The organism is Gloeothece verrucosa PCC 7822 (assembly GCF_000147335.1).
Taxonomy (GTDB): domain Bacteria; phylum Cyanobacteriota; class Cyanobacteriia; order Cyanobacteriales; family Microcystaceae; genus Gloeothece; species Gloeothece verrucosa.
Window position 1 is genome coordinate 332,422 of the sequence record NC_014501.1, and the last position, 26,386, is coordinate 358,807.

The window sequence follows — 26,386 nt, forward strand, 5'->3', positions numbered from 1 at the left end:
TGGTTCGGCATAATTTTAAAACGATGTAACAAATATCGCTGCCTGTACAGAATTTTGCTAAGAAAAATTACAATTTGAGCAAAAGCTTGCCTTTTTAGAGTAAATTATTGATAATTTTCTGCAAAAATTGAAAAAATAGTTAAATTTTTCGCCGAGATTTTTATGTTTTTATATTGCTCGAGGTTAAAGAAAAGGTAAAGAAATATTACAATATTCAAGTTGAACAATAAAGCTTACAGTAAATCTAACATGGATAATTTATGCTAGTCGGTAATCAAAAACCTGATGAGCAGCCCTAAAAAAATCTGGAAAAAAGAGCTTAAAAAATATTTCAATTTTAGTATAAACTATAGCGAGTGAAAAATGCTAATCAAACCCAGAAATAGGGGTCGGTTAAATCTTTTCAGTTTTAGAAATGCCGACTCTAAAAGATTAATTGAAACAACTCTCAGGCATCCTTGGGAGTGGTTAAGGAAACAGTTATTTAGTCTCTCCCCAGAAGAAGCAACCTTTAAGCGGCGCGGATTTTACGCCAGTGTTGCCGAAATTCAAGAGCATTTAGAAACAATTGGCTGTACTTTTGTAGAGGGATATCAAGCGGTTATCAACGATGAAAATCCTGAAATTTTTCTGGGCAAACTAAAAGCGAGCGAAGCTGAATTAGCAGGATTTGCCTTTGAAGGGGCGGCAATGGCATTATTCCTACTCGATCAATTAACACCTTGGAGGGGGGATCGCTTTCTTGAGTTTGTCGGCGGCCCAGGAAACCCTTATATTTACATGAGCTATGTCGGGGCAGGGTGGGGGTTAGCAAGACTGCAATGGAGATTAAAACCCTATTTGCATCAACTCTCTTGTGGTGCATCAGTCGGGCAATTTCCGGATCCCCTATTGGGTTGGTTAGCTATTGATGGATATGGCTTTCATCAGGGATACTTCCAAGGGCGCAAGTATATTGAAACTCTTGCCTTTCCCTCAGAACTATCGGCTTGGAGTTATGCCTTAAAGGTTTTCGATCAAGGGTTAGGGCGCAGTTTATGGTTTGTCCAAGGAGCAGATGTTGCCCGTATAGCCCAAAAAATCCAGCAATTTCCGCCTTATAGACGGGCCGATCTCTGGAGTGGTGTGGGGTTAGCTTGCACTTATGCCGGGGGAGTAGATCGCGCTTCCATAGAACAGTTAAGAAGACTAGCGGCAGCCTATTTACCTCAAATCGCTCAAGGGGCAGCCTTTGCGGCTAAAACTCGCATCAGAGCCGGCAACATGACAGAAAATACCGAAATGTGTTGTCAGGTATTATGTGGAATGTCTGCCGAACCAGCCGCAACCATTACAGACTTATCCTTAATTGGGTTATCGAGTCAAGCAACCACTCCCGCCTACGAAATTTGGCGGCAACGCATCCAAAATCATTTTGCAATAACATAGGTGTTTTGATGAGTATTTTAGTAAGTATCTGGAGACAGTCCCTAAAAAAATTAGTCGCTATCACTATTATCATCAGTTTATTTTTCTTGAGTCGGATGCCGAGTCTATCGGCCACAGAAACCGAAGCGATCGCGGCTCGATTTCAATTTACCCGTCTTCGCTTGCCAGAATTGACGGGATATTCTTATCAGAGAGAACGCTCAGTTCATCCGAGTTTAGAGCGTCACTCAGGCTGGATTTCAGCCGTCGGAGCTTCCATTGCCTTAAATGATCTTGATGGCGATGGATTGCCTAATGATAGCTGTTATGTGGATACTCGCATTGATCGGGTTATTGTTGCTCCGGTACCGGGTACCGCTAAGCGTTATCAAGCCTTTCCCTTAGAAGTCCATAGTCTGCCTTATGATCCTAATACAATGGCTCCTATGGGCTGTTTACCTGGGGATTTAAACGAAGATGGAGCAATGGATCTGTTGGTGTATTACTGGGGACGCACTCCGGTCGCCTTTTTACAGTCGAAAACGGGTAAAATCGGCGATTATATTGCACAGGAAATCGTTGACACTGGGGAAAAGTGGTACACGGATGCGGCGACTTTTGCGGACTTAGATGGAGATGGACATCACGATCTGATTGTGGGCAATTATTTTCAAGACAACGCCGCCATTTTAAACGTCAATGGCACTGGAATAGAGCAAATGCAGGATTCTATGACTCGGGCGTTTAATGGGGGAACAAATCGCCTTTTCCTCTGGAGTGGAGCCACATCTGGAGATAAGCCAACGGTACAGTATCAGGAGGCAAAAGGAGTCTTAGAGGATAAAATTGCTCAGGGGTGGACCTTGGCAGTAGGAGCGGCTGATCTCGATGGGGATCTATTGCCTGAGATTTATTTTGCCAATGATTTTGGACCTGATCGCCTATTACATAATCGTTCAACTGCCGGAAAGCTTCAATTTGCTCTGTTAGAGGGGCAAAAAGGCTTAACGACTCCGAATTCTAAGGTATTGGGGCATGATTCTTTTAAAGGCATGGGGGTAGACTTCGGCGATGTGAATCATGATGGGTTGCTGGATATCTATGTCAGTAACATAGCGGCTGAGTATGCCTTAGAAGAGAGTCATTTTCTCTTTACCAGTACCGGTAAGGTGGAACTGATGCAAAAAGGAATTGCTCCTTATGTTGACCGTAGTGAGCCTTTAGGGGTTTCTCGCAGTGGTTGGGGATGGGAGACTAAGTTTGGCGATTTTGATAATGATGGGGAATTAGAAGCCCTACAGGCGACCGGTTTTCGTCAAGGAACGGTGAACCGATGGCCCGAGTTGCATGAATTGGCCCTAGGAAATGACCAATTGTTGAAATGGCCTGGGAGTTGGTTTGAGTTTAAAGACGGAGATGATTTAAGCGGACACCAGCATAATCCTTTCTTTGTGCGGGGGAAAGATGGGCGCTATTATGATTTTGCTGTGGCCCTAGGGTTAGATGATCCTTTTGTCACTCGCGGCATTGCTACAGCCGATGTCGATGGCGATGGAGATTTAGATTTTGCCATTGCTAATCAATGGGATAGCTCCTATTTTTATCGCAATGATAGTCAGAATGCGGGAGCCTTTTTAGGGTTAAAGCTTTTACGAACGGTGTCTCCTGCTATTGGTGCGACGGCGACAGTTTATTTGCCGGATGGACGACAATTAGTCGCTCAAGTTGATGGGGGAAATGGACATTCTGGTGCGAGAAGTCCTGAGTTGCATTTTGGCTTAGGGAAGCTGAGTAAAAATACTCAATTAACAGTGAAAGTGCAGTGGCGCGATCACTCAGGAAATCTTCATACCTCAAGTTTGTTGTTATCACCGGGATGGCATACGCTGCAACTGGGTGAGATGGCAAAAACCGCTTCTAGTCTCGGCTAGAAAAAAAGCCCCCAAAAGGGAGCTTACAAATTGTATGTTGTTAACTATTTAGGAGTATAAACCATGATTTCTTTAATGCCCACTAGGTGTTTTAGCCGCTCTCGGATTGAGTGGTACCTCGCTTAGGAGTGGGGAAAATGTAGCCGCTCCGTTTTAGGGGGGGTTTGCCTCGTTCGGAAACGGGAAATAAAGCGGCTCTTTCAAAAGAGTAATTAGCTGATTAAGCAGTGGTATTAGCCCCTTTTCTTAAGTGGGTTAATTCTTGTACAAAAATCGGTCTTAAATATCATTAATTAAAGATCAGTTTCAGGAAAATATTAATAATGTTAAAAAATAATAAAAAACAATTCAAATTTAGTAATTTGTTGTATAGTATTTAGTAATGTCTCTAGTCATAACTTTAAAAAAAAGTGCAAGCTAGTGAGCTTTTATACTTTGTATGTTGTTAACTATTTAGGAGCAAAAAAAATGAATTATTTAATGCCCAATAAGTTAGGCATTTTAAGCGCTCTCGGATTAAGTGCTATAGCATTTTTAGGAATTCCCAATTCTGCCAAAGCCGCCAATATTAATAAAGGGACTGATTATCTTCATACTTTCAGTGGCGGGACTAAATACGATTTCGGTACGGTTGAGGTAGATGGGAAGTCATACAAGATTGGTTTAGTAGACTTGATAGGTAACACTGTCGGGCCAGGTAAGACAGATACCAAAATCAAGCGTGTAGAGGATGCTATTTTTGATGATAATAACGATGGAATTTTAGAAAGAACATCTGTGACAATTCCCCTCGAAATAACCCTGCTCTCTCTCAAAAGCGAAAAATCAGTAAAGATTGATGGTCAATTGTTTAATGTCTTTATTAATCTCTCAAAAGATAAAGTGTCAGCAGGAACAATGACTATTACTCATAACGCTATCTCATGGTATGGCCATCAAACTTTTGATGATAGTCAGGATAATGATGGAAGATTTACCTCTGATTTTACAGTTAATTTTGATGCGGTCTTCAAGGCGGTAAATAGCAATTTAGAATTGACCGTTTCCAATTCTCTTCGACTTATCAATTCGGGGGCAGATTGGTCTCATAATGTCTCTCGTGATGATCAAGTAGTACGGGGCGAACTTGGAAATGGAGAAGTCAATTGTCATATTCCTAAAGGTCAATTCTGTCATCCTGGTGATTTCTTCCCTGGACCTGCTGGACACACTAAAGCAGACGGGAGTCCTTATGGTCATTCCACCAGAGTAGCCGCTACCCCCGAACCCTTGACAATTCTCGGTTCAGCCGCCGCTTTAGGGTTTGGGACTTTCTTCAAACGCAAAGGTTCTAAGCTTAAATAATTCATTTCCCAACCTAGTTCCTACTTTATAGGTTGGATTAAGACGAACTATCCATTCTTAGCTCAACATAACCTTAATCCAGCCTATTCTTTAAAGCTAATTTCTTAATATCCTCTACAGTTTGTTATACCCTTTCCATCGTTATGACACAATCTACTTCCTATCAAGCAACTCGCTTGGCTGGACTTCGCCGCTTTGCTATTGCTATTACCTGTCTTAATATCCTCGGTCATACTGTATTAGGATTTGAGCAATCTTGGGCACAACCGTTAGTCGCCTTAGCAACCGGTTACTCTGTCGAACTTCTCCTAGAAACTGTTGATGCTTGGGTCAATAAACGTCAACCTCTTTTCTGGGGAAATTTTGGGCAATTTGTGGATTTTATTCTCTCGGCTCATATTACTTCTTTAGCTATTGCTATGTTACTTTATGCCAATGAACAACTATTACCCATTGCTTTTGCGGTTGCGGTTGCCATTGGTTCAAAAGCCCTTTTTCGCGTTACTATGGGTCAAGGAAAACGCCACTTTTTAAATCCTTCTAATTTTGGAATTTCAGTTACCTTATTGTTATTTCCTTGGGTAGGAATTGCTCCCCCTTATCAATTTACTGAAAATCTTTCGGGTTGGGCAGATTGGATTTTACCAGCAATTATTGTTATATCTGGAACCTTTCTTAATGCTAAATTTACTCAAAAATTACCTTTAATTGCTGGTTGGGTAGGAGGTTTCTTTATTCAAGCTCTCTTCAGAAGTTCTATTTTTCACACTCCTTTAATAGCCGCTTTATTACCGATGACTGGTGTGGCTTTTGTGCTGTTTACTTTCTATATGGTGACTGATCCCGGCACCACCCCCGCTAAACCACTTGATCAATTTATTTTTGGGGTTTCTGTTGCGGCAGCTTATGGATTATTGATGTATTTTCATATCGTTTTTGGGATGTTTTTTGGCTTAACAATCATTTGTGTTTTAAGAGGGGTTATTTTAGCACTTCAAGGGGTAATGAGTCGAGTTAGTCAATCCGTTTTAATGCCGGCTCCGAGCAAAATTTAATGGTTATTGTCCGCAGATAAACGCAGATGAGATAAGGGGATGATCAATGATGTTAGTTAATACTTCCCAAGCTTCTACTGTTATTGCTATTGTGGGGATGGCTTGTTTGTATCCTGATGCGCGCTCCCCTCAAGAGTTATGGGAAAATGTTCTGTCTCAACGTCGCGCTTTTAGACAAATTCCTAAGATTAGATTATCGTTAGAGGATTATTTTAATAGTGATCGTTCTAGTGCTGATACCATTTATTCGAGCCAAGCGGCTGTCCTTGAAGGCTATGAATTTGATCGGCTTAAATTTAAGGTAGTGGGTGAGACTTTTCGGGCGGCTGATCTGGTTCATTGGTTAGCTTTAGATATAGCCGATCGCGCTTTAGCTGATGCGGGTTTTGTCGAGGGAAAAAATTTACCCAAAGAAACCACAGGGGTTTTATTAGGGAATACCTTAACGGGAGAATTTTCTCGGGCTAATACTCTCCGTCTGCGTTGGCCTTATGTCCGTCGTGTCGTAGAAGCACAACTGCTCAAACAGGGTTTATCCGCTCAAGAACGTCAGGATTTTTTGAGAGATTTAGAAATTAAATATAAAGAGCCTTTTTCAGAAATTGGTGCAGAATCTTTGGCGGGAAATTTATCTAATACCATTGCTGGACGGATCTGTAATTATTTTGATTTAAAAGGCGGCGGTTATGTGCTTGATGGGGCCTGTAGTTCTTCTTTATTAGCAGTGGCTAATGCTTGTTCTGCCCTGAGTGTTGGGGACCTGGATGTCGCTTTAGCCGGAGGAGTAGACCTCAGTTTAGATCCCTTTGAATTAGTGGGGTTTGCTAAAGCCGGGGCCTTAGCCCAACAAGAAATGCGGGTTTATGATGCTAAGTCTGAAGGGTTTATCCCGGGTGAAGGCTGCGGCTTTATGGTATTGATGAGATATGAGGATGCTTTAGCCCAAAATTGCCGCATTTATAGTTTAATTCGAGGTTGGGGCATCTCTTCCGATGGTCACGGGGGTATTACTCGACCTGAAGTCGACGGACAATTATTAGCCCTGCAACGCGCTTACCATAAAGCCGGTTTTGGGGCAGATACCGTTGCCTATTTTGAAGGACATGGTACGGGAACTGCCGTAGGAGACGCGACAGAATTACAAGTTCTCAGCCAAATTCGCAAGAGGAATGCTGTTTTACCGGCGGTAGTCGGTTCAATTAAAGCAAACATCGGACATACTAAAGCCGCCGCCGGTATCGCCGGACTCATTAAAGCCACTTTGGCATTGCACAGTCAAATGATCCCCCCAACAAGCGGCTCTCAAATTCCACATCCGTTATTAACTGAAAATCCTGCTGTAAAAACGCTTCAGGAAGGTCAACTGTGGCCAAGTTCTCAACCCTTACGGGCGGGAGTCAGTGCTATGGGGTTTGGCGGCATTAACACTCATATTGTTTTAGAAGGGTTAGCCAGTGTGCCCCGAACTCGAGTCACGCCTAGGGAAAGTCAACTGATAGCGGCTCCTCAAGATGCAGAATTGCTCTTGTTATCAGCACAAACCCTTGAGCAACTTCAAGAACAAGTTAGACACTTATTAACCATTGCGCCTCAATTATCTCATGCCGAAGTGGGAGACTTAGCGGCACAATTGGCCAAAACCCTTGATCCGAGTTTACCCTTACGAGCGGCAATGATCGCCAGTAACCCGCAGGAATTAACCGATCACTTAGAAAAAATAAGCTCACTTGAGCAATTGCCCCCCTTATCAAGAGGGGTTGGGGGGATCAATTTATGTCCTGACTTGAGAGTTAATTGTTGCGATGTTTTTCTCGGTACTGCCCATAAAACTCCTCGAGTGGGTTTCCTGTTTCCTGGACAAGCCGCCCCAGTGTACCTCAATGGTGGAGCATGGGAACGTCGTTTTCCCTGGCTAAAAGAGATCTACACTCAAGCGAACTTGCCTCGAGAAAAAGACCTAAAATCCACTGTAATTGCCCAACCTGCTATTATTACCTCGGCGGTGGTGGGGTTGCAAGTGTTAGAACATTTGGGAATCACTGCCTCAATAGCGGTCGGTCATAGTTTAGGGGAACTGAGCGCGTTACACTGGGCAGGGGCACTCAATGCAACTTCTGTGATTAATTTGGCTCGAGTTCGGGGTCAAGCGATGGCAGAAAACCCCACAGGGATGATGGCCAGCATAGCCGCCCCAGAACAGGCCGTCAGACAGTTGCTCAATGGCCGGGTTGTGGTGATAGCTAGTTTAAATTCTCCTTCTCAAACGGTTATCTCAGGAGAGGTATTAGGGGTTAATGATGTGCTTGAGAAAGCCAAGGTTAAAGGGATTAAAACAGTTAAATTGCCTGTCTCTCATGCTTTCCATTCTCCCTTAGTTTCTGGGGCTATTCAACCCCTGAAGGAGTATTTAGCCACAATAGAAATTTCTCCTCTGCAAAAACCGGTTATCTCTACGGTTACCGCTTCTTTTCTCTCCACTCATCAAGATTTGCGTTCGCTGTTGGTTGAACAAATTACCGCGCCAGTGCGTTTTATTGATGCCGCTACCTTAGCCGCCAAAGAGGTAGATTTATTCATTGAAGTGGGTTCCGGAGAGATTTTAAGCGGCTTGATCGGGGATTTTCTTTCTGTTCCCGTCATGGCCCTAGATGCCGGCGCTAAGTCTCTTAAAGGCTTATTAAAAGCGGTGGCGGCGGCTTTTGTGATGGGAATTCCCATTAATCATCGTGCCCTGTTTGAGGACCGTTTTACCCGTCCGTTTAACCTCCACTGGCAGCCGAAATTTTTGCTCAATCCTTGTGAGTTAGCCCCCTCTTTGAGCGAAAAGACCGTTGTTTCTCCCAACCCCTCTCCTGAGCAAACAGAGAAGCAAAAGATTTCTGCAACTGTGTCACCCCTTGAGTGCATACGTCAGTTAGTAGCAGACAAAACCGAACTCCCTCTAGAAGCCATTAGAGACGATCACCGGCTCCTGAGTGATTTACACTTGAATTCTATTACAGTAGGTCAATTAGTTGCTCAAGCGGCTCGTCATTTAGGGCTATCTCCGCCGGTTTCTCCTACTGACTATGCCGATGCAACCCTCGCTGAAATTGCTCAAGCCTTAGAAAATCTCGCCAGTATCGGGGATGTCTCCAAGGTTGAAGAGATTCCCACAGGGGTTGAGGCTTGGATTAGAATCTTTAGCGTTGAATGGGTGGATACTCCTCTCAATCATCAGCTAAAAGATCATTCTCTCTCCTCTAATTGGCAAATTATCGCTCCCACTGACGACCCTTTAATTGCATCCTTGCAACAAGCCTTTAATCTCTGCGAAGGTTCTGGGGTTGTGGTTTGTCTTGGGCCTAAGCGGAACTTTTCTGACATGGATCTGTTATTAGAAGGATGCAAAAAGCTGCTGCACTCATCAAATCTCGAGGGCAAATTGGTTTTGGTACAACATGGCGGTGGGGCTGCCTCTTTTGCGAAAACTTTCTTTTTAGAAAATCCTCAAATAACCACTTGTGTGGTGGATGTGCCGGTGGAGGTGGACCCTCGTCAAGCGGCTCAATGGATCACCTCGGAAGCGGCTTTAGGGCGTGGCTACTGTGAAGCTTATTATGATCCACAAGGCAACAGACGATCACCGGTTTTGCGGTTATTATCCCTCGAGGACCATCCTGAGACTATCTCCCTTGACTGCAAAGATGTTTTATTAGTCACTGGTGGGGGGAAAGGCATTGCCGCCGAATGTGCTTTATCCCTGGCTAGTGATCGCGGGGTTCGTTTAGCGTTACTGGGACGTTCCCAACCCGACACTGATCCAGAACTTGAGCAAAATCTTTCTCGGATCAAGGCTTTGGGTATTCCCGTGATGTATCTTTCTGTGGATGTTACCGATCCTCAAGGGATTAAGGCGGCTGTTAGTCAAATAGAATCCCAGTTGGGAACCATTACCGCCCTGATTCACGCTGCCGGGGTCAATCATCCTAAATTGATCAAACATCTTGACAAAAATGATGTTTTATGCACGGTAGCCCCCAAGGTAGTCGGACTGCAAAACCTACTCGCCGCGATTAATGCTGATCATCTGAAAGTATTAATTACCTTTGGGTCGATCATTGCACGGACGGGACTCCCTGGAGAAGCCGATTATGCTTTAGCCAATGAATGGCTAGGTCGTGATTTAGAAGAATTTCAGCATCACTATCCCCATTGTCGCTGTTTAAATCTGGATTGGTCGGTGTGGTCAGGAGTCGGGATGGGACAGCGTTTGGGACGTATAGAGAGCCTCATACAGCAGGGAATTACGCCGATTCCCCCTGATACGGGGATTTCTATCTTACGCCGCTTACTCAATCATCGCTTACCGACTCCTTCAGTGGTGGTAACCGGACGTTTTGGCACTCCTCCAACCCTAAAAATAGAACAGCCGCCATTACCCTTGCTGCGGTTCTTAGAACAGCCAAAAGTCTATTATCCAGGGATAGAATTAATCGTCGATGTAGAACTTTCTCCCCAGACAGACCCCTATCTCAACGATCATATCTATCAAGGAGAACGGATCTTTCCGGGAGTGATGGGACTAGAAGCAATGGCGCAAGTCGCTACAGCTTTAATATCCTCCTGGCCGGGGGATAGCGGGGATCAAATCACCTTTGAAAAAGTTCGATTTAACCGTCCCATCATCTGTGAGGACCAACCTTTAAAAATCCGCATTGCGGCACAACGAACCGAAAACGGACAAATTGAAATGGCCCTCCGTAGCGAACAAACTCAATTTAGCATCGATCACTTCCGGGCTATCTATCATGTATCCTCTCACCATGTCCGACAAAAACCGACAAATCATCTATCTGCTACAGAGTGCCGACAAAACTCAACCCCACTCAACCCCCAACAACACCTCTACGGACAAATCCTCTTTCATCAAGGCCGTTTTCAACGACTACAACAATACCAGCATTTACGCGCCACCGAATGTATCGCCACTCTTAGCCGCCACCAAGAGAGTTGGTTTAGCCGCTATCTTCCCCAAGACCTAATTTTAGGCGATCCAGGGGCAAAAGATGCAGTTATTCATGCTTTACAAGCTTGTGTTCCCCATGCCACCCTTTTACCTGTGGGGATTGAAAAATTAATCATTTATGCTTTCCCAAGCGTTGAGACACTGATCGTAGCCGCCCAGGAAAGACAGCGCATCGGAGATAGATTTATCTATGATCTCGATGTGCTTACCCCTGATGGTATGGTCTTAGAACACTGGGAAGGGTTAACCCTAGAAATTGTGCAGCATCGAGACTCTCAAATTGCCTGGGTTGCTAATTTACTCTCTCCCTATCTAGAACGTAAGATTAAGGAGGTTTTACCCTCTGCTGATCTGCGTATACTTGTGGATCAAGATGAAACCGTAGATCGACGCATCAGGAGTGATCGTTCTCTTCAAGCTTTAACCTCAAAAGGAGTGATTATTACCCGTCGTCCTGATGGAAAACCGGAAGTTAATCAAAAAACCTCAGTTTCGGTCGCCCATGCCGGCAATCTCACCTTGGCGGTGGCGGGTTCAGGTGCGGTGGCCTGTGATGTAGAAACGGTGATCTCTAGAACTACAGAGACTTGGAGTGATTTGTTGGGTACCTCTAAATTTGCTCTGGCCTCGGCCCTTGCGGCTTCTACTGGAGAGAGTTTAGATGTTGCCGCTTTAAGGGTTTGGGCGGCTTATGAGTGTTTAAAAAAAGCCGGGGCAATGCTGAATGCTCCCTTGATGTTGAGTCAAACTCGTGCTGATGGGGTGTGGTTGGAGTCGGGGGAAATGATGATCGCTACTTTTGTGATTTCGGTTCAACAGCAGGAAAACCCCTGTATTTTTGCGATTTTAGTCAACCACCAAGACCGGAAAAATGAGGCTTTTAATCAACTTGAACCGGCATTTTCAACCCCGATAGAACTATCATTAAACTTTTAATTTTTTAATTAAATTAGGAGATTACTAACCATGACTATCTCAAGCAAAAAAAACAGAAAAAATTCATTTTTACCCTGGAGAATTCTTTTATCCTGTTATCATTCTCTGATTTACACCTTAAATGGGCGTTGGTATAAACGGGCCATGCAAGTCTTTATGTTGGTGATTATTCTTCACTTTTCCGAACATATTTGTCAGGCTTTTCAATTGTGGGTTTTAGGATGGAAAAGACCTGACTGTATGGGTTTACTGGGTTTATGGCAACCTTGGCTGATGAAGACCGAATGGCTACATTATGGCCATGCCCTTTTTATGCTGTTGGGTTTAGCGCTGTTACGGCCTTCTATGGTAGGAAATGCCCTTATTTGGTGGGATATTGCTTTCGGACTTCAGTTTTATCATCATTTTGAACACGCTTTATTGTTAGGTCAAGCCATCACTCATCAAAATTTGTTTAATTCTCCTGTGCCTATGAGTATTGGACAAATTTGGTTTCCTCGTTTAGAACTCCATCTGTTTTATAATTTCATGGTTTTAATTCCTATGTTGATTGCTTTGTATTATCATCGTTTTCCCCCAACTAAACCTGAAACTGTTAACAGTTAAATTTTAATTAAGTACCTGGACATAAATAAAGCGCTTTATGTTAAGAAATGTAAAAACAGTGAAAGTCTTACCTGTTCCCTGTTCCCTGTTCCCTGTTCCCTGTTCCCTGTTCCCAGATCCGGTGATCACACAGTTAACTTTAATTTTGTCCAGGTACTTAGACTTGAATTTCGGCTCTTTCGGCATCGTGGGGAAAAATCTTTATATTGATACAAAATCCACAGTGGTGGGTTACGGAGCGGATCAAAAATTATCCGTTTCTTATAAAAATTATCCCCGCACCTAACCCACCCTACAATTCGACAATTTATAAGCTTTTCTTATCATCACAAGTACGGGAGAGCCAATTTTTTCTGGCAAAAAGGGATAATAAAAGCGGTTTTTAGCGGCGTTATGCTTGGCTAACACACCCTACGAAAATATTTTATCTTTATTTAGGTTCATTTATTCATAATTTAAAAAACGATGATGAAAGCCTACGAATACTTACATATTGTTAGCTTTGAAGAAACTAATTTGGTGGGGAATGTTTATTATGCTAATTATGTGCGTTGGCAAGGCCGTTGCCGAGAAATGTTTCTTAAAGATCATGCCCCAGAAATTATTAAAGAACTTTCTCAAGGTCTTGCTTTGGTGACGGTTCGTGTCTCTTGTGAGTATTATTCTGAATTGTTCGCTTTTGATCAAGTGGTTATTCGGATGCGTCTTAAAGAATTGCTTCAAAACCGAATTACGATGTTATTTGAATACTGGCGCATTAGAGACGAAGGGGAAGAGTTAGTGGCTAAAGGAGAACAACAAGCGGCTTGTATGCGGCGAGAAGAAGAAAAAACTGTGCCCACTGCTGTCCCTATTCCTCTTAAAGAAGCCTTGGAATGCTATCGAGCTTAAAAAGGGGCAAAAGCTGATCGGGTGAGCAATAACCACCCGATTTAAGATTTTTTTCTTATAATTGAGCAAAAATTCTGAGTCTTAATCATTTTTGATTTGCACCCACTCGAGAATTGGCGGTCTGAATTTCAGTAAGACTAGCAAACCCAGTAAATGTATTGACCAATGGGCAATCACTAATCCCCAAATTAGACAAACGGCGGCACAAGTTACGGCTAAGGCCCCAAAAATATCATTATCAGTTTTTTGATACCAAACAACGCTTCCTATAGACGTTATTAATAACAAAAGTGGAAATATGGGCAGCATCATAATAGTCACCTTCAGTCTGTGGGAGGAGAGAAATGCACCTTGACTTATTTCCCTTAAATCTTGTGTGCCCTTCTTTAATCTTTACGTTAGCATTATTTTTTCTTTTGTATTGGTAATTACGGGTACAGGAGTAGAGATTGTTAGAAATCTTTGTACAACTTAAAACTTTAAAACAACTTGGTAAAGTAATTATTACTAAGCGATAAGGTTAAGATTAGGTTAATTCAGATGAGAGGGGATTTAATAAAAATTGAACTAACCAGTTTTTGAGATGAAAAGTCGCCCAACAGTCATCTTCATTGTAACGTAAAATTGCATCTAATAAACTGCGATCACCTGTGGTTAACCATTGATCATACCAGCAAACACATTGATCCCCGCTTATCCCGGCATCTCGCCATTGAAACCCTAGCCAGTTAGCTAAGGATTTTAAAGAATAGCTTTCTACAGGGAAGGTCACAGAGTTGATGACTTGTTTATGCAGATCAGTACAACGAGAGAGTAAATTTTCTAGTTGTTTTTGAGGAGTTCCATATAAATTGGCTAATCGCTTGATTGTTTCTACTTCATATTCCGAATAGTGAAAAATAGGGGCTTCTGGATAATGATTCATAAAGGTTACAAAACTTAACCAGATCGATTTTTCCTCTTCGGGTTGTTCGGCTAAAAAGGGATAAAACTGCTGAGTATTTTCTTGACGATTAACGAGCAAAATACCTAATAAATAATCGACATTTAGCTCGGGTTCGGCTTCAATATCAAAATAAAGTTCAATAGAAGCAGTAGGAATAATGATTTGCTTATTGGGAGGAGAATTGGCTCGACGAATGGCTCGATTTTCGAGTATAGATTGAGCTTGTTGTTGTAATTGAGTGGCTACCTCTAAGCCAATTAATTCACCGACATGAAGCACAGAAGTGTTAGCTAGAGAGGCGACTGAGTCTACGCCGAGGGTTTGTAAAGATTCATAGCGGCTAGGAGTCACCCCCGGCACAAGGGATAAATGTTGCTGAGATTGAGCAAGAGTATAACAATGGGTATACCAATGACATAAACTACAGCGTTGACGGGAGATAAAGACTTCAGGTTCTTGACGTTGGTGCAACATTTGTAGGCACTCTGTGATGGCATCAAGCACTTTTGGCATCCAAATTTCCAACTCCACCTCGTAAGTTTTGAGAGGACGTAAAATCAGTTGGGCATTGGGGGGTAAAGTTCCTTGAATAAAGTCTAGTAAATAAGCATAATAGGCGGCTAAAATTTTATATTCGGGTTTAGGGCGACGGCCTAATTGAATACTAATGGGGATATACATCCAATTGCCAAATTTTGACTGTCCGATGCTCTTAACGAGTAAATGCGGCTTTCCCACCAGCGTGATAGTTTCTTGTGTGAGAAAATCTTGGGTTTCGTGAAATAACACTCCCTTGTGTATGCACTCAACCCCTTGTGCCATCAATGTTTCTGTCGCTTCGGCTCTTTCTTTCCAGGGAAAGATATCTGGAAGCCGTTGAGCATGGGGGTACAATTCGGATAAAACCTTGGCGATGTGATTTTGACTTTCTTGTCGGAGTTTGATAAAAAAATCTCGCTCAGGGTCTTGTTGACTTGGGTCTCCATAACGATTGAGAAATGCACGACGTTGACAGCGTTTGTAATCTAGCAGCAGAGCATCAGTAAGGAGCATTCTTTAATTAAATGGATTAGCTTACTACATCTTAAGATAAAACCACTTGGGTTTTTAGGGAGTAGGAGACGAGGTCGCAGTGCGGAACGAGTTCCGCACCCCAATCTAGCTAAAGTTTTCCCCTAACCAGACGCGAGTAATATTTTCGGACTGAAAAAAGGGCTTATCCTTTCCAGACCCTTAAAATACATCCATAATAATAAAATAACATCAATAATCATTAACTGATCACCAGCTTAAACGCTCAGATTAGGCAAAAGCCAGGACACTTAAGGAGGTTTTTACATTTCAAAACACATAGAGGTGCTTTATTGATGTCCAGGTACTTAACAATACCCTTATTGATTGCTAAGTTTCCAATCTTTAATATTCCAAGTATTTCTATCCCAAGGGGTTAATTCAAATCCTTGTAACTTATTACTAATCGCCGCCACATCAGCCCGATGAATCAGAGGAATAAGGATGTTATTATTAATCAAAATATCATTCATTTTAATAAATAACTCTTTTCGTTTTTCGGGATTTAATTCCTGATTAGATTGTTGCCAGAGCTTATCATATTCTGGATTACAATAACGAGAGTAATTATTGCCTGACCAATTATTCGCCTTTTGAGGAATATTTTTGCCGCCATCACAGATATAATCTTTCATATAAGTCCCGGGGTCGGGGCTAGTATTGCCGGTGGCTAACATTTGCATATCTGCATAAAAATGTTCTAGGGTATCATTATTACTTGGGTCGCTAGAAAAATAAATCCCTGCATCCACATTTTTTAACTCTACTCCTACCCCAATAGATTGTAGTCCCTGCTTGACAATTTGTTGGGTTTTCTGACGCACAGGATTCACCGTCGTTTGAAAAACCACCTGCATTTCTACCCCATTTTTATCGCGGATTCCATTACCATTCGTATCTTTCCATCCCGCCTGATCTAATAAAGTTTTTGCTTTTTCTAAATTAAACTCATATTTAGTATTAGCCGAATTATACTGTTGGGGTAAGAGTAAAAAATTGCTGGTAGGCTTTCCTGTAATTCCATAAAGTTGTTGAGCAATAGTATCTCGATCAATGGCTAAAGCAAAAGCTTGACGGACTTTTTCGTCGGAAAAGAAGGGATGAGGATTTTTCCAATTGGATTTTTCTCCGTCGGCTGTGGCTTTATTAGGATCAGATTGATTGAGTAAAATTTGCTCACTTAACGAGCCAAAATTTGAGGCTAATTTTCCTTTTCCTCCTGCTTCAAGTCCTTTTAAAACGGGGGCTTCTACCTGAACATTATAGGCATAATCGGCTTCACCAGTTTGTAAAACTGCCCGAGTCGCAGAAGTAGAATCTCCGCCGCCTTTGAGTTCAATTCGTTTAAAGGCTAACTTATCGGCTTCTCTAAAATTCGGATTAAGTTCATAAATCACCACATCCCCAGGCTTAAATTCGACGACTTTATAAGGACCTGTGCCGATGGGCAGTAAATTAGCCGGGGCTTGTCGTGCTTTTTCTGCTAAAAAATCTTTATAAACATGAGCGGGTAAAATCATGCCTTCAGACCCTACAAAGGGAAGCGACCAAGCCGGATTGACGGTTTTAAAGGTCACTTTGACGGTATGATCATCTAGGGCTTCTACTTTTTTTACTAAGTCATAAGTTCCGCCATTGGTTGAGCCAACTTTCGGGTCACTAATAAACTGATAGGTAAAGACCACATCCTCTGCGGTAAAAGGCGTTCCATCTGACCATTTAATACCTTGTTTGAGTTTCCAAGTTACCGACTTACCATCTTTTGCTATTCCCCCATTGGCTACGCTGGGAATTTCTGCGGCTAAAAAGGGGATTAACTCGCCTTTTTGGTTGTAGCTGGCTAAGGGTTCTAGGGTAATTCGACTGGCTTCTGCATCCTTAAATCCTGTGGATAAATGAGGATTGAGGATGGTGGGTGCTTGCCAAAACAGTAGTTTAAGAACCTCGCCGTTAGCTTGTCCGCTTGTGGGTTGTGTTGTGGTAGTGGTCTGCTGTTTACCACAATTGGACAGCAGAAGCGTTAAACCCAACGAGAGAACCAGAAGAGGCACAAAGACAGTGCGTCGTAGAAATTTGTTCAAGGTTAATGAGTTTGTTTATAATGGTCAACCAGTTTCTTATTTTAATCGCAACCGGTTACTCATCGCCGTCGGGTCCTTCTGTAAACCGTTGCCGAAAATTTTCTCGCCGTTGTTCCATTAATTGACCTAATTTGCTTCGTTGTTCTGGTGTTAAGATTTCTCGCATTTCTAACATACTCTCAAAACGAATGTTTTCCATTTTTTGACGGGATGCGACTAATTGTTGATGTTTAGCGCGAATTTCTTGATTAGAGGCTGTTCCTGTCATTAGAGTTCCTAAGTCTTCCCGCAGGGTTTTCATGTTTTCCCGCAGGGGTTGAAGTTGTCCTTGATATTTTTGTTTAATGGCTTCAAGTTTTTGCTGTTGTTGATCGCTTAGTCCGAGTTGTTGTAATAGTCTACCCGGCCCAAAATTTCCCCGTTGACCTCTTCGGTTACCTGGACCTCTTTGGGGAGTATCTTGCGGGGTGGTGTCGGGGTTTTGGGCGACAAGTTGCTCAGAGTTAGTGGTGGGTTGGGAGCTATTTTTAAAGAGGGGTTCGGCTAAAACGACGCTTGTGCCAATAAAAAGTGCGAATAAACCTACGACTATTGAGGTTTGGCGAATAGACATAGTGAACATCTCCGTTTAATTAATAAGTCATTAAATGTGATGATTGAGTCTCGGGTTGGGAATCCGCAAAATTGAGCCAATAGAGATTAGAGTTGTTTGTCCCCGAGAGGTAAGAACTGTCTTCGGTTGCTCCATCCCAACTATCGATAACAAAGGTTTCTAGGGTTTGATATCTAGTGGGTATACTTTCAGGTTGCTTTGCTAAGTCGGGAGAGGCACGAAACCAACGGTAACTCACCCCCACCATTAACAAAAGTGCTGTCATCGCACTAGGAAGAACCCAAAACCAATCAAATGAATTGGCTGAGTCCATCGGTTCTTTTTCAATGCGTTTGATTAACCTCTCTTCTAGTTGAACGCTTGCCGGTGGAGGAACGGGTCGATATTGGCTTAAAAACTGAACTAATGAATCATCGTTGTCATCATGAGATAAGCGAGTCATAATAATACCCCTTCTTGCTGCAAAAATTTTTTGATGGCATTGCGAGCATAGTGTAACCGAGATTTAACCGTGCCTACAGGAAGTTCTAAAATTTGGGCGATTTCTTTTTGGGAAATGTCTTCTAAGTCATGTAAGACTAATACGACCCGATGTTCTAAACTGAGGCTTTGAAGCCCCCGTTCCACTAAATCTTCGTAGTGCAACTGCATTAAATCTGGAGTATCTTGAACACGAAAGAGGTTTTCGCATGGAGATGAGTTAGACTCATCTGTGGTGGTTTCTATTTTTTCTCTTTTTTGTTTGGCAAATTGTCGCCGTCCATCAACGGCCACATTCCAACAAATGCGATATAACCAGGTGGAAAAGTATGAGGGTTGGCGCAGTTTAGGCAGACCTTTCCATACTCTTAAAAACACTTCTTGGACGAGATCGTCTAACATCTCTCGCCCGCATAGTTGGTACAGAGTTGAGCGAACTTTTTGCTGGTAGCGTTGATACAATTGACGAAAGGCGATCGCATCGCCCCTCTGACATCGAACTACCAATTCTCTCTCGGTGGTGCTAGCCACTTCATCAGCCAACACGTTTGCATTTTCCTCTTTGTTGTAAGTCTGGGGTTTAGACTTGGGAGCGGCTTAAAAGGTTCAGAGCTTTTTTGGGTTTTTTGCTATCCCGTTGCTAAGTAAATTCCTCATTCCGTTCTTAGAAACTTGACGAAAATCTACCTTAATAGATTTAATGTTCTATTCCTGCTTCATCCTAGTAGTGTCGGCACTATCTAGTCCGTCAGGTAGAGACAGTAGAACTTACCGCCTTAGCCAGATTAATACTGGCGTTTAAATCTCGATCTATTTTTAGACCACATTCACAACTAAAAGTTCTTGTCATAAGACTTAAGCTTTCTTTGACTAGGCCACAACCCGAGCAAGTTTTACTAGAGGGAAACCATCTCTCAATAATGACTAATTCCGAGCCATAAAGCTGGGTTTTATATTCTAGTTGACGACGAAACTCATAAAAACCCTGATCCGAGATAGCTTTGGCTAACTTATGATTGGCTAACATTCCAGACACATTTAAGTCTTCAATCCCTATTCGGCTGTGGTTCTTAGCTAAATAAGTCGTAAGTTTATGTAACGTATCTTTGCGGATGTCAGCTATTTTCTTGTGTAAAAGGGCTATTTTAATAGTCGCTTTTCTCCAGTTATTAGAGCCAATCACCTTATGACGATTTAACCATTGTAAGCGCGCTAGTTTCTTTTCAAATCTTCGATAACTTTTAGTTCCTTCAAAAACTTCACCCGTCGAGAGCGTAGCTAAATGAAGTACACCCAAATCAACGCCAACAACCTCATGAATTTTCGCTCTCTGTGTAGATTCAGTTTCAATTTTCAAACTTATAAACCATCTATGGGCTTGACGGCTAATAGTCACCGATTTAGGCAGTATTCCAGTGGGCATTCTTTCATAGGTTTTAAGCCATCCTATAACAGGTACTCTTAGGCGAAAATGTTCTACCTTAATCGACCCATCTAAGCTGAATTTATCTTTTCTTCCTTTCTTTTTAAATCTTGGAGCTTGAGACACCTTATTAAAACATCTTCCCCAAGCATCTCTTAATGCAAGAAGCGCATACTGAGGGGCACACTTTGATACTTCATAATACCAAGGATTATTAGGCTTTACCAAAGCTATTAACCATTTATGTAAATCAATAGCTGTAGGAAACTTGATTTTCTGGTCAGGATTTACCTTATTATGGTCAAGTATCTGCTTGGTTAATCCTAATCCCCAATTATAAGCATGACGGGCTACACCCGCGTGCTTGGCTAACAAAGTTCTTTGCTTATTATTTAGTTTCAGTTCGGTTTTAAATCCTAGTAACAACGCGCTCCTTGCTCACTAGCTTACTCAGATTTTTAGTATAGCACAAGGTTTAGCTAAGTATGAATAAGTTTAGTTAAATATTTTTCAACTGTTCCTTGCCCTATATTGGGAAATTTCGGCCTCATCCTTGCTTTTAAAATTTAGACCTTAGATGGAGTGGCAAGCTCAGAAATCATATCCGGAGTATGTAAAACAACATCCACTGTAGAAATAGAATTATTCAAAACGTGAAAATAAGCGATTTTTTTATTGAGTTCTTCTAGTTCCTGTTTTAATTGTTGGTTTTCGGCTTTCTCTTGAGCCGCTTCTAAACGACCGAGCAAATTTCCTTTAGCAATTTGATAATAAGAGTGTAAATCTCGAAAATAATTATGTAATTCACTTACCACTGAAATTACCGAAATATCTTGATAGGCAAATTCTGGTTTTTTATTTTCCATGTTCTTCGTTTTTACTCCCAAACTCATATAAATAATAATTCATTGACGAAGGTTTTAATATTTTAAACCCTTTGTCTTGTCAATAATTAATAATGTCTTTATACTTGTAGATTATAGCTTTTCTTTTTCTGTTTAAAAATAAGTAGGTAGGTAGAAATTGAGAAAAAACTGGACTATATCTTAGGATAGACAAGACTGTTTTCCGGGTCTAACCAAATCTTAAAGCCATTCAATTTCTCGAGCTTTTTCTGAAAGTAGAGACTCTTTTTGACCTTGACTTCTGGCTTGAAAACCCAGCAAATCTATGGGAGTTTTAAGCAAATGAACCAAACTGGCTTGACCTTGCATCATTTTTAAACTATCTATCGGTATTTCCTTAATAATCCAGCGACTCAAACGATAAATAGCCTCTTTAGCCGTAAAATCTCTCATCAAATCCACACCATATAACTGATGTAGATAGCGGTTAGAACTACCATAACGCCGCCATTGACTGCGAAATTCTTTGAGCGTTGCTCGATGTCGATGACGGACAATGGCCAAAGGTGCAAAATCTATCTTCCAGTCGGTTTGTTGTTGAATTCGCCAGCAAATATCCGCATCTCCCCCAGTGGTTAAATAGGGACGAAATAACCCGACTTTTTCAAAAGCTTGTTTTTTGATCGCCAGATTGGCCGTTTGTCCATAGGGACAAAAAGGATGTTCTAAAAGATATTTTGCTGATAAAGTGCCGCCTAAGTCCGCATATTGTTCTAAGAGACTATTGCCTTCTAACGCCACTAATTCCCCGGCAACGATGCCAATATTAGGATTACTAAAAGGTTTTACCAGTTGTTCTAACCAATCCGATTGCGGGCGACAATCAGCATCAGTAAAGACTAAAATACTATGATGGGAAAAACGTATGGCTCGATTCCGCGCCGCATAGGAACTTTGGATGTCTTTCTCCGTCAAAGGAGTTAGCTTTATTCCTTGGTTAGCGAGTTCAACAGCAGTGGTTTGCAGTATTTCACCTGTTTGATCACTGCTGTTATTATCCACTAATAAATATTCGACTTGTTCTTTGGGATAGGTTTGTGAACGTAAACACTCGATTAAATCGGGTAAATCTGCCTCTCCATTATAAATCGGGATAATTACTGACAAGGCTGGATTATTCATTGTTTTAAAGGTTTAAACGTTGACGCAAAATAAATTCAGCAATGGCGAGATCTACGGGGGTTGTTACTTTGAGATTCGTTTCCTCTCCTTCGACAATTTTGACAGGTAGTTGACATCTTTCAAACAAGGCGGCATCATCAGTTACTTCCCAGTTCAAGGTTCGTCCTTGCTGATGACAATGCTTTAATAATTCTACCTCAAATCCTTGGGGAGTCTGAGCCGCCCACAGTTGACGGCGATCTGGGGTATCTTGAATATAGCCGCTCTCATCGACAATTTTAATAGTATCTTTAACGGCGATGGCTGCAATTAACCCCTGACAAGTCTGCAAGGCTTTTGCACAACGATCAAATAATAGGGGGGTTGCCAAACATCTAGCCCCATCATGAATTAATACCTGTTGGGCATGGGAGGGTAAGGCTTGTAAGCCATTGTACACGGATTCCTGACGAGTTTCTCCGCCTTGAATCAATTCAACAGGTTTACTCCCAGACACTTCAGCCATAATTGTTTTAAAATCAGGAAAGTCATAGGATTGTCCTATAATGCCTATCCAGGTTATTTCTTGGGAAGCGTGGGCGGCTTGTAATGTCCAAGTTAGTAAGGGTTTACCCATCAGGGTGAGTAATAGTTTATTGCGATCGCTTCCCATCCGTTTTCCCATGCCGGCGGCGGGAATTAATAAGTACATAGTTAGTTAGGTTACTCCATTCACTGGATCTTAGATTATCACTAATAGGTCAATTTATTTGAAATCATGAATGATAAAAACTCAAGGCTCGATATTATTATTATTGGTAGTGGGATTGGTGGATTGTGTGCCGGTGCATTATTAGCTAGATACGGAAAAAAAGTCTTAATCTGTGAAAGTCATTCCCTGCCCGGAGGAGCCGCTCATAGTTTTTCTCGGGATGGTTTTAAGTTTGATTCGGGTCCCTCTTTTTATTGTGGTTTAGGTAGCCAAAAACCTAGTCTTAATCCTCTTAAACAGGTTCTAGATTTGTTAGGAGAATCTCTCGAGGTTGTGCCTTATGATCCTTTGGGACATTATCATTTTCCGGAATTTACTTTACCTATTTATAGTGATTTAAATGCCTATCGTCAAGCCATCTCCCAAATTACTCCAGCCGGAGCTATGCAGTTAGAAAGATTTGAGAAGCGGCTTTTATCTCTTTATGATTGTCTTAAAGATATTCCCACGATCGCGTTGCGTTCTGATTGGCAAGTGATCCCTACTTTAATTTTAAAATATGGTCAGAGTTTAATCAAGTTTTTGCCGCAATTACAGGTCATTAATGCTTCAGTGGGGCAAATCATGGATCAATACATAAGCGATCCTTGGGTGAGGCGATTAATTGATTTAGAATGTTTTTTATTATCGGGATTAAAAGCCGAGGGAACCATCGCGCCTGAAGTGGCTTTTATGTTAGGAGAACGCACTCGCGCCGGGGTAGAATATCCAAAAGGAGGGAGTGAAGCAATTGTCAATGCTTTGGTTAGAGGGTTGAAGCGCTGGGGAGGAGAGTTAAGAGTAAAAAGCCATGTGCAAAAAATTTTAGTAGAAAAGGGAAAAGTTAGCGGCATTAAATTACAAAACGGTGAAGTCATTCGAGCGAATATTGTTATTTCTAATGCGAGTATTTGGGATACTTATGAAAAATTATTATCTCCCGAAGACTTGCCGAAAGCTTATTTAAAGAAGAGTTTAGAAACGCCAGCCATTCCGAGTTTTATGCACCTGCATTTAGGGATTAAAGCGGATGGTTTAGAAGGATTAACCGGTCATCATGTGGTGGTTCATGATAGTCAAAAAGATCTTACTGAACCGGGTAATACTTGTATGATTTCTATTCCTTCTGTCTGGGATCAAACCCTAGCTCCTAATGGACATCATCTCATTCATACTTATACCTTAGAACTTTGGGAAGGATGGGAAAAAAATGCCGATTATCCCGAGAAGAAAAAACAGCGAGCGCAGTCTTTATATCAAGCTTTAGAAAAAGTTATTCCGGATATTCGCCAACGAGTGGTTTTAGAATTAATAGGAACCCCGTTAACCCATGCTCATTACTTACGCCGATATCGAGGCACTTATGGACCGGCAATTTCAGCAGAACAAGGGTTATTTCCCCATTGTTATACTCCCATTACCGGATTATATCGTGTGGGAGATAGTACCTTACCGGGCATTGGTGTTCCTGCCGTTGCCGCTTCAGCAATTTTATGTGCAAATACCTTAGTTTCGGCGGCTCAAATTTCGGAATTAATCAATTAAGTCAGCAATCAAATCAAAACCCTGAAACTCCTGCCGAGGTTGCTACTTACTCACTACGACGACTCCCAAATAATTGAGCATAAATGAAAGTAAACTCACTGCCTAAAAAGAAAATTTCACAGGTTAGGTAAATCCAAAGCAATAAAACCATGACTCCGCCAATCACACCATAATATTGAAATCTTGTCCCGATTCTGATGACACTATTACTCGCTAATTGTTGTAGAAAAAAAAGACTTGTTGCTGTTAATAATGAGCCGAGCCAAATATCTCTCCATTTAATTTTAGTTGAGGGTAAAATTTTGAATAAAATCATCACCACTAGCAACAGAAGAAAAAAAGTCGTTCCGAGTTGAATTTTGGCTACTAAAAAAGCTTTATCGATTTTGATAAAATTGACAGTAGCGGCAACGTTTTCTAAAAGGAACAGTAAAAGTTTAGTCAGAATATTGAAAATTAAAGAAAGTAAAATTATTCCCGCCGTTCCAAGCACAAGAGTAAAAGCAAATATTCGAGCTTGAATAAAGTTTAGCAGTGCCGTAATTATCTTTCTTTTGCTATGATATTTTTGGGGAACTTGCCAAATTTTATTGATGGAGCGGCTCAGAACATCAAAAGCCTGACTCGCGCTAAAAAATAAGATGGAAAAGCCAACTATTCCGGCACCCACACTACTTTGATTCATGTGAATTAAAGTTTCTTCAATAATCTGAAATGCCTCCGAGGGTAATCCTTCTTTAGCTAAATGCAAAATTTGATTATATGCCTCAGTATTCGGCCCGAGAAAAAAGCTAAAAATACTTAGAATGACTAACAAAGTTGGAAAAAGGGAAAACAGCGAATAATAAGATAAAGCCGCTCCCATTTCTAAACATTGATCTTGCTGCCATTTTAAAACTGTGCGAATTAATAACTGAACAATCTTTGATGGAATAATTTTTGTTCTCAAAAACTGAATCATAACAAATTGTACAGGAGTTTTAGGTCAGTTATGCTTTTAATGTATCATTGAAGACCTTAAAGAGTCGATTTTTTCGTTTAAGACTGAGCTAACGAATGGTTATCAGTAGCATCGACAACAGAAGTTAACTGTAAAATTAGGCACTCTTGAAAGAGTTTCCGGCGTAAAACATTTTCAGAGTGAGCATGAGTCTGATTTATTTCCAGGTACTTAGATGTTCTAAGAAGCTGTATCTACGGTGGCAGATAGGGAAAAGAGTCTAAGGTATAATCATAAAATATAATGCTGAGTTAGGGTTTTCTCGTTTTGAGCAATAATCTATGTCTAAGCAATCTCCAACTATTTTAGCTTTAGATTTCGACGGGGTTATCTGTGATGGAATGTTAGAATATTTCCAAAGCAGTAAGCGAACTTACCAAAAAATTTGGGGTTCTGAAACTTGTAATATTGATGATTTAGCTTCGAGTTTTTACCGCCTCCGTCCGGTGATAGAAATCGGTTGGGAAATGCCAATTTTAATCCGAGCATTAGTTTTAGAAACTCCTGAAACAGAAATGTTTAATAATTGGTCAAATATTTGTCAAAAAATTATTAGTTCAGAAAATTTAAATCCCAAAGAAATTACTGAAACTTTAGATGCTGTGCGAGATGAATGGATTCGTACTGATTTACAAGGATGGTTAAAACTTCATCAATTTTATCCGGGGATCATTGACAAATTATCTAAGGTTCTTCACTCTTCTACACAGTTGTATATTATCACCACTAAAGAGGGGCGTTTTGTCAAACAACTTTTAGAGCAACAGGGAATAAATTTATCAGAAAATGCCATTTTTGGCAAAGAAGTTAAACGCCCAAAATATGAAACATTACGCTATATATTAGAAATTAAATCAGAAATTCCGAAAAATATTTGGTTTGTTGAAGATTTATTAAAACCGCTTCAATTAGTGCAAAAAGCAGCCGATTTAGAAGGCATCAGTTTATACTTAGCCGCTTGGGGATATAACACTGAGGCAATTAGAGATTCTCTGGCCCATGAGCCGAAGATTAAACTGTTATCTTTAGAAGAATTTACCGAAGAGTTTGCTAAGTGGCCCTAATCAAGAGCTTTGAAGTAACCGATTATTCTTCGTAATCAGTATCAATTTCTACCTCTAGGGTATCTTCATCAATGCGTATATAGAGAATATTGGGACGGCAACAGACTTGACAATCTTCAATATAGGATTGTTCAAAGCCGCCACTGTAATCAATAAAGGTTGTGTTTGCTTCGCCGCAAAAAGCACAATAATACTCAGCCGTTGTTTGCATAAACCTCCAGAAAATCG

The 26,386-nt window shown here is 41.3% G+C and carries 22 protein-coding genes; 10 read left to right on the plus strand and 12 right to left on the minus strand.

What is annotated here, in order from left to right; all coding sequences use genetic code 11:
• Nucleotides 1-363 precede the first annotated feature (363 nt).
• The 8 genes from CYAN7822_RS01470 (at nt 364) to CYAN7822_RS01505 (ending at nt 13,178) form a co-directional block, all read left to right on the plus strand.
• Nucleotides 364-1,428, plus strand: a complete 1,065-nt coding sequence (locus tag CYAN7822_RS01470) for a DUF1702 family protein (protein WP_013320461.1) — start codon at nt 364-366, stop codon at nt 1,426-1,428.
• An 8-nt stretch (nt 1,429-1,436) separates the two neighbouring features.
• Nucleotides 1,437-3,338, plus strand: a complete 1,902-nt coding sequence (locus CYAN7822_RS01475) for a CRTAC1 family protein (protein WP_013320462.1) — start codon at nt 1,437-1,439, stop codon at nt 3,336-3,338.
• Nucleotides 3,339-3,806: 468 nt separating this feature from the next.
• Entirely contained in the window at nt 3,807-4,682 is an 876-nt protein-coding gene (locus tag CYAN7822_RS39295; RefSeq protein ID WP_013320463.1) for a PEP-CTERM sorting domain-containing protein, read from the plus strand.
• Nucleotides 4,683-4,825: 143 nt separating this feature from the next.
• On the plus strand, nt 4,826-5,737 hold the full coding sequence (locus tag CYAN7822_RS01485; RefSeq protein ID WP_013320464.1) for a hypothetical protein: 912 nt from the start codon (nt 4,826-4,828) through the stop codon (nt 5,735-5,737).
• A 46-nt stretch (nt 5,738-5,783) separates the two neighbouring features.
• Nucleotides 5,784-11,681, plus strand: coding sequence for a type I polyketide synthase (locus CYAN7822_RS01490; RefSeq protein WP_013320465.1), 5,898 nt, complete (start codon nt 5,784-5,786; stop codon nt 11,679-11,681).
• A 30-nt stretch (nt 11,682-11,711) separates the two neighbouring features.
• On the plus strand, nt 11,712-12,287 hold the full coding sequence (locus CYAN7822_RS01495) for a hypothetical protein (protein WP_013320466.1): 576 nt from the start codon (nt 11,712-11,714) through the stop codon (nt 12,285-12,287).
• A gap of 58 nt (nt 12,288-12,345) precedes the next feature.
• A complete protein-coding gene (locus tag CYAN7822_RS37385) occupies nt 12,346-12,573 on the plus strand; it encodes a hypothetical protein (protein WP_157871763.1) in 228 nt (75 codons plus the stop codon).
• 179 nt (nt 12,574-12,752) lie between these two features.
• Entirely contained in the window at nt 12,753-13,178 is a 426-nt protein-coding gene (locus CYAN7822_RS01505; RefSeq protein WP_173362885.1) for an acyl-CoA thioesterase, read from the plus strand.
• Between the two features lie 81 nt (nt 13,179-13,259).
• On the opposite strand, the gene CYAN7822_RS01510 is transcribed toward CYAN7822_RS01505, so the two are convergent.
• The 10 genes from CYAN7822_RS01510 to ispD all read right to left on the minus strand — a co-directional run bounded on the left by CYAN7822_RS01510 (nt 13,260) and on the right by ispD (nt 22,510).
• Nucleotides 13,260-13,490, minus strand: a complete 231-nt coding sequence (locus tag CYAN7822_RS01510; protein WP_013320469.1) for a hypothetical protein — start codon at nt 13,488-13,490, stop codon at nt 13,260-13,262.
• Between the two features lie 214 nt (nt 13,491-13,704).
• Entirely contained in the window at nt 13,705-15,177 is a 1,473-nt protein-coding gene (locus CYAN7822_RS01515) for a TM0106 family RecB-like putative nuclease (RefSeq protein ID WP_013320470.1), read from the minus strand.
• Nucleotides 15,178-15,515: 338 nt separating this feature from the next.
• A complete protein-coding gene (locus tag CYAN7822_RS01520; protein ID WP_049802489.1) occupies nt 15,516-17,276 on the minus strand; it encodes a peptide ABC transporter substrate-binding protein in 1,761 nt (586 codons plus the stop codon).
• Nucleotides 17,277-17,331: 55 nt separating this feature from the next.
• Nucleotides 17,332-17,889, minus strand: a complete 558-nt coding sequence (locus CYAN7822_RS01525) for a Spy/CpxP family protein refolding chaperone (protein WP_013320472.1) — start codon at nt 17,887-17,889, stop codon at nt 17,332-17,334.
• Nucleotides 17,890-17,908: 19 nt separating this feature from the next.
• Nucleotides 17,909-18,331 carry a hypothetical protein gene (locus tag CYAN7822_RS01530; RefSeq protein ID WP_013320473.1) on the minus strand — a complete coding sequence of 141 codons (423 nt, stop codon included), beginning with the start codon at nt 18,329-18,331 and terminating at the stop codon, nt 17,909-17,911.
• A complete protein-coding gene (locus CYAN7822_RS01535) occupies nt 18,328-18,915 on the minus strand; it encodes a sigma-70 family RNA polymerase sigma factor (RefSeq protein WP_013320474.1) in 588 nt (195 codons plus the stop codon). Before CYAN7822_RS01535 ends, CYAN7822_RS01530 begins: the two co-directional genes overlap by 4 nt.
• 202 nt (nt 18,916-19,117) lie before the next feature.
• Complete coding sequence (locus tag CYAN7822_RS01540; RefSeq protein ID WP_245602658.1) at nt 19,118-20,167, minus strand: RNA-guided endonuclease InsQ/TnpB family protein; 1,050 nt, start codon at nt 20,165-20,167, stop codon at nt 19,118-19,120.
• Between the two features lie 191 nt (nt 20,168-20,358).
• On the minus strand, nt 20,359-20,658 hold the full coding sequence (locus tag CYAN7822_RS01545; RefSeq protein WP_041933093.1) for a hypothetical protein: 300 nt from the start codon (nt 20,656-20,658) through the stop codon (nt 20,359-20,361).
• 219 nt (nt 20,659-20,877) lie between these two features.
• Nucleotides 20,878-21,819, minus strand: coding sequence for a glycosyltransferase family 2 protein (locus CYAN7822_RS01550; protein WP_013320477.1), 942 nt, complete (start codon nt 21,817-21,819; stop codon nt 20,878-20,880).
• Nucleotides 21,820-21,823: 4 nt separating this feature from the next.
• Nucleotides 21,824-22,510, minus strand: a complete 687-nt coding sequence (ispD, locus tag CYAN7822_RS01555; RefSeq protein WP_013320478.1) for a 2-C-methyl-D-erythritol 4-phosphate cytidylyltransferase — start codon at nt 22,508-22,510, stop codon at nt 21,824-21,826.
• A 66-nt stretch (nt 22,511-22,576) separates the two neighbouring features.
• Between ispD and CYAN7822_RS01560 the strand changes: the two genes are divergently transcribed.
• Nucleotides 22,577-24,094: a phytoene desaturase family protein gene (locus CYAN7822_RS01560; protein ID WP_013320479.1), complete on the plus strand. Its 1,518-nt coding sequence runs from the start codon at nt 22,577-22,579 to the stop codon at nt 24,092-24,094.
• A gap of 46 nt (nt 24,095-24,140) precedes the next feature.
• Here the strand turns inward: CYAN7822_RS01560 and CYAN7822_RS01565 are convergent, their stop codons facing one another.
• Entirely contained in the window at nt 24,141-25,055 is a 915-nt protein-coding gene (locus CYAN7822_RS01565) for a YihY/virulence factor BrkB family protein (RefSeq protein ID WP_013320480.1), read from the minus strand.
• 320 nt (nt 25,056-25,375) lie between these two features.
• Here CYAN7822_RS01565 and CYAN7822_RS01570 point away from each other — a divergent pair, with 320 nt between their 5' ends.
• Complete coding sequence (locus CYAN7822_RS01570) at nt 25,376-26,158, plus strand: HAD family hydrolase (protein WP_013320481.1); 783 nt, start codon at nt 25,376-25,378, stop codon at nt 26,156-26,158.
• Between the two features lie 22 nt (nt 26,159-26,180).
• Here CYAN7822_RS01570 and CYAN7822_RS01575 read toward each other — a convergent pair whose 3' ends face one another.
• A complete protein-coding gene (locus CYAN7822_RS01575; protein WP_013320482.1) occupies nt 26,181-26,369 on the minus strand; it encodes a CPXCG motif-containing cysteine-rich protein in 189 nt (62 codons plus the stop codon).
• Between the last annotated feature and the right edge of the window lie 17 nt (nt 26,370-26,386).

Bases quoted from the DNA above. Each gene is read 5' to 3' on its own strand.
- CYAN7822_RS01470 (WP_013320461.1), top strand. From the start codon at position 364: ATGCTAATCAAACCCAGAAATAGGGGTCGGTTAAATCTTTTCAGTTTT.
- CYAN7822_RS01475 (WP_013320462.1), top strand. From the start codon at position 1,437: ATGAGTATTTTAGTAAGTATCTGGAGACAGTCCCTAAAAAAATTAGTC.
- CYAN7822_RS39295 (WP_013320463.1), top strand. From the start codon at position 3,807: ATGAATTATTTAATGCCCAATAAGTTAGGCATTTTAAGCGCTCTCGGA.
- CYAN7822_RS01485 (WP_013320464.1), top strand. From the start codon at position 4,826: ATGACACAATCTACTTCCTATCAAGCAACTCGCTTGGCTGGACTTCGC.
- CYAN7822_RS01490 (WP_013320465.1), top strand. From the start codon at position 5,784: ATGATGTTAGTTAATACTTCCCAAGCTTCTACTGTTATTGCTATTGTG.
- CYAN7822_RS01495 (WP_013320466.1), top strand. From the start codon at position 11,712: ATGACTATCTCAAGCAAAAAAAACAGAAAAAATTCATTTTTACCCTGG.
- CYAN7822_RS01505 (WP_173362885.1), top strand. From the start codon at position 12,753: ATGATGAAAGCCTACGAATACTTACATATTGTTAGCTTTGAAGAAACT.
- CYAN7822_RS01510 (WP_013320469.1), bottom strand. From the start codon at position 13,490: ATGATGCTGCCCATATTTCCACTTTTGTTATTAATAACGTCTATAGGA.
- CYAN7822_RS01515 (WP_013320470.1), bottom strand. From the start codon at position 15,177: ATGCTCCTTACTGATGCTCTGCTGCTAGATTACAAACGCTGTCAACGT.
- CYAN7822_RS01525 (WP_013320472.1), bottom strand. From the start codon at position 17,889: ATGTCTATTCGCCAAACCTCAATAGTCGTAGGTTTATTCGCACTTTTT.
- CYAN7822_RS01530 (WP_013320473.1), bottom strand. From the start codon at position 18,331: ATGACTCGCTTATCTCATGATGACAACGATGATTCATTAGTTCAGTTT.
- CYAN7822_RS01545 (WP_041933093.1), bottom strand. From the start codon at position 20,658: ATGGAAAATAAAAAACCAGAATTTGCCTATCAAGATATTTCGGTAATT.
- CYAN7822_RS01550 (WP_013320477.1), bottom strand. From the start codon at position 21,819: ATGAATAATCCAGCCTTGTCAGTAATTATCCCGATTTATAATGGAGAG.
- ispD (WP_013320478.1), bottom strand. From the start codon at position 22,510: ATGTACTTATTAATTCCCGCCGCCGGCATGGGAAAACGGATGGGAAGC.
- CYAN7822_RS01560 (WP_013320479.1), top strand. From the start codon at position 22,577: ATGAATGATAAAAACTCAAGGCTCGATATTATTATTATTGGTAGTGGG.
- CYAN7822_RS01565 (WP_013320480.1), bottom strand. From the start codon at position 25,055: ATGATTCAGTTTTTGAGAACAAAAATTATTCCATCAAAGATTGTTCAG.
- CYAN7822_RS01570 (WP_013320481.1), top strand. From the start codon at position 25,376: ATGTCTAAGCAATCTCCAACTATTTTAGCTTTAGATTTCGACGGGGTT.
- CYAN7822_RS01575 (WP_013320482.1), bottom strand. From the start codon at position 26,369: ATGCAAACAACGGCTGAGTATTATTGTGCTTTTTGCGGCGAAGCAAAC.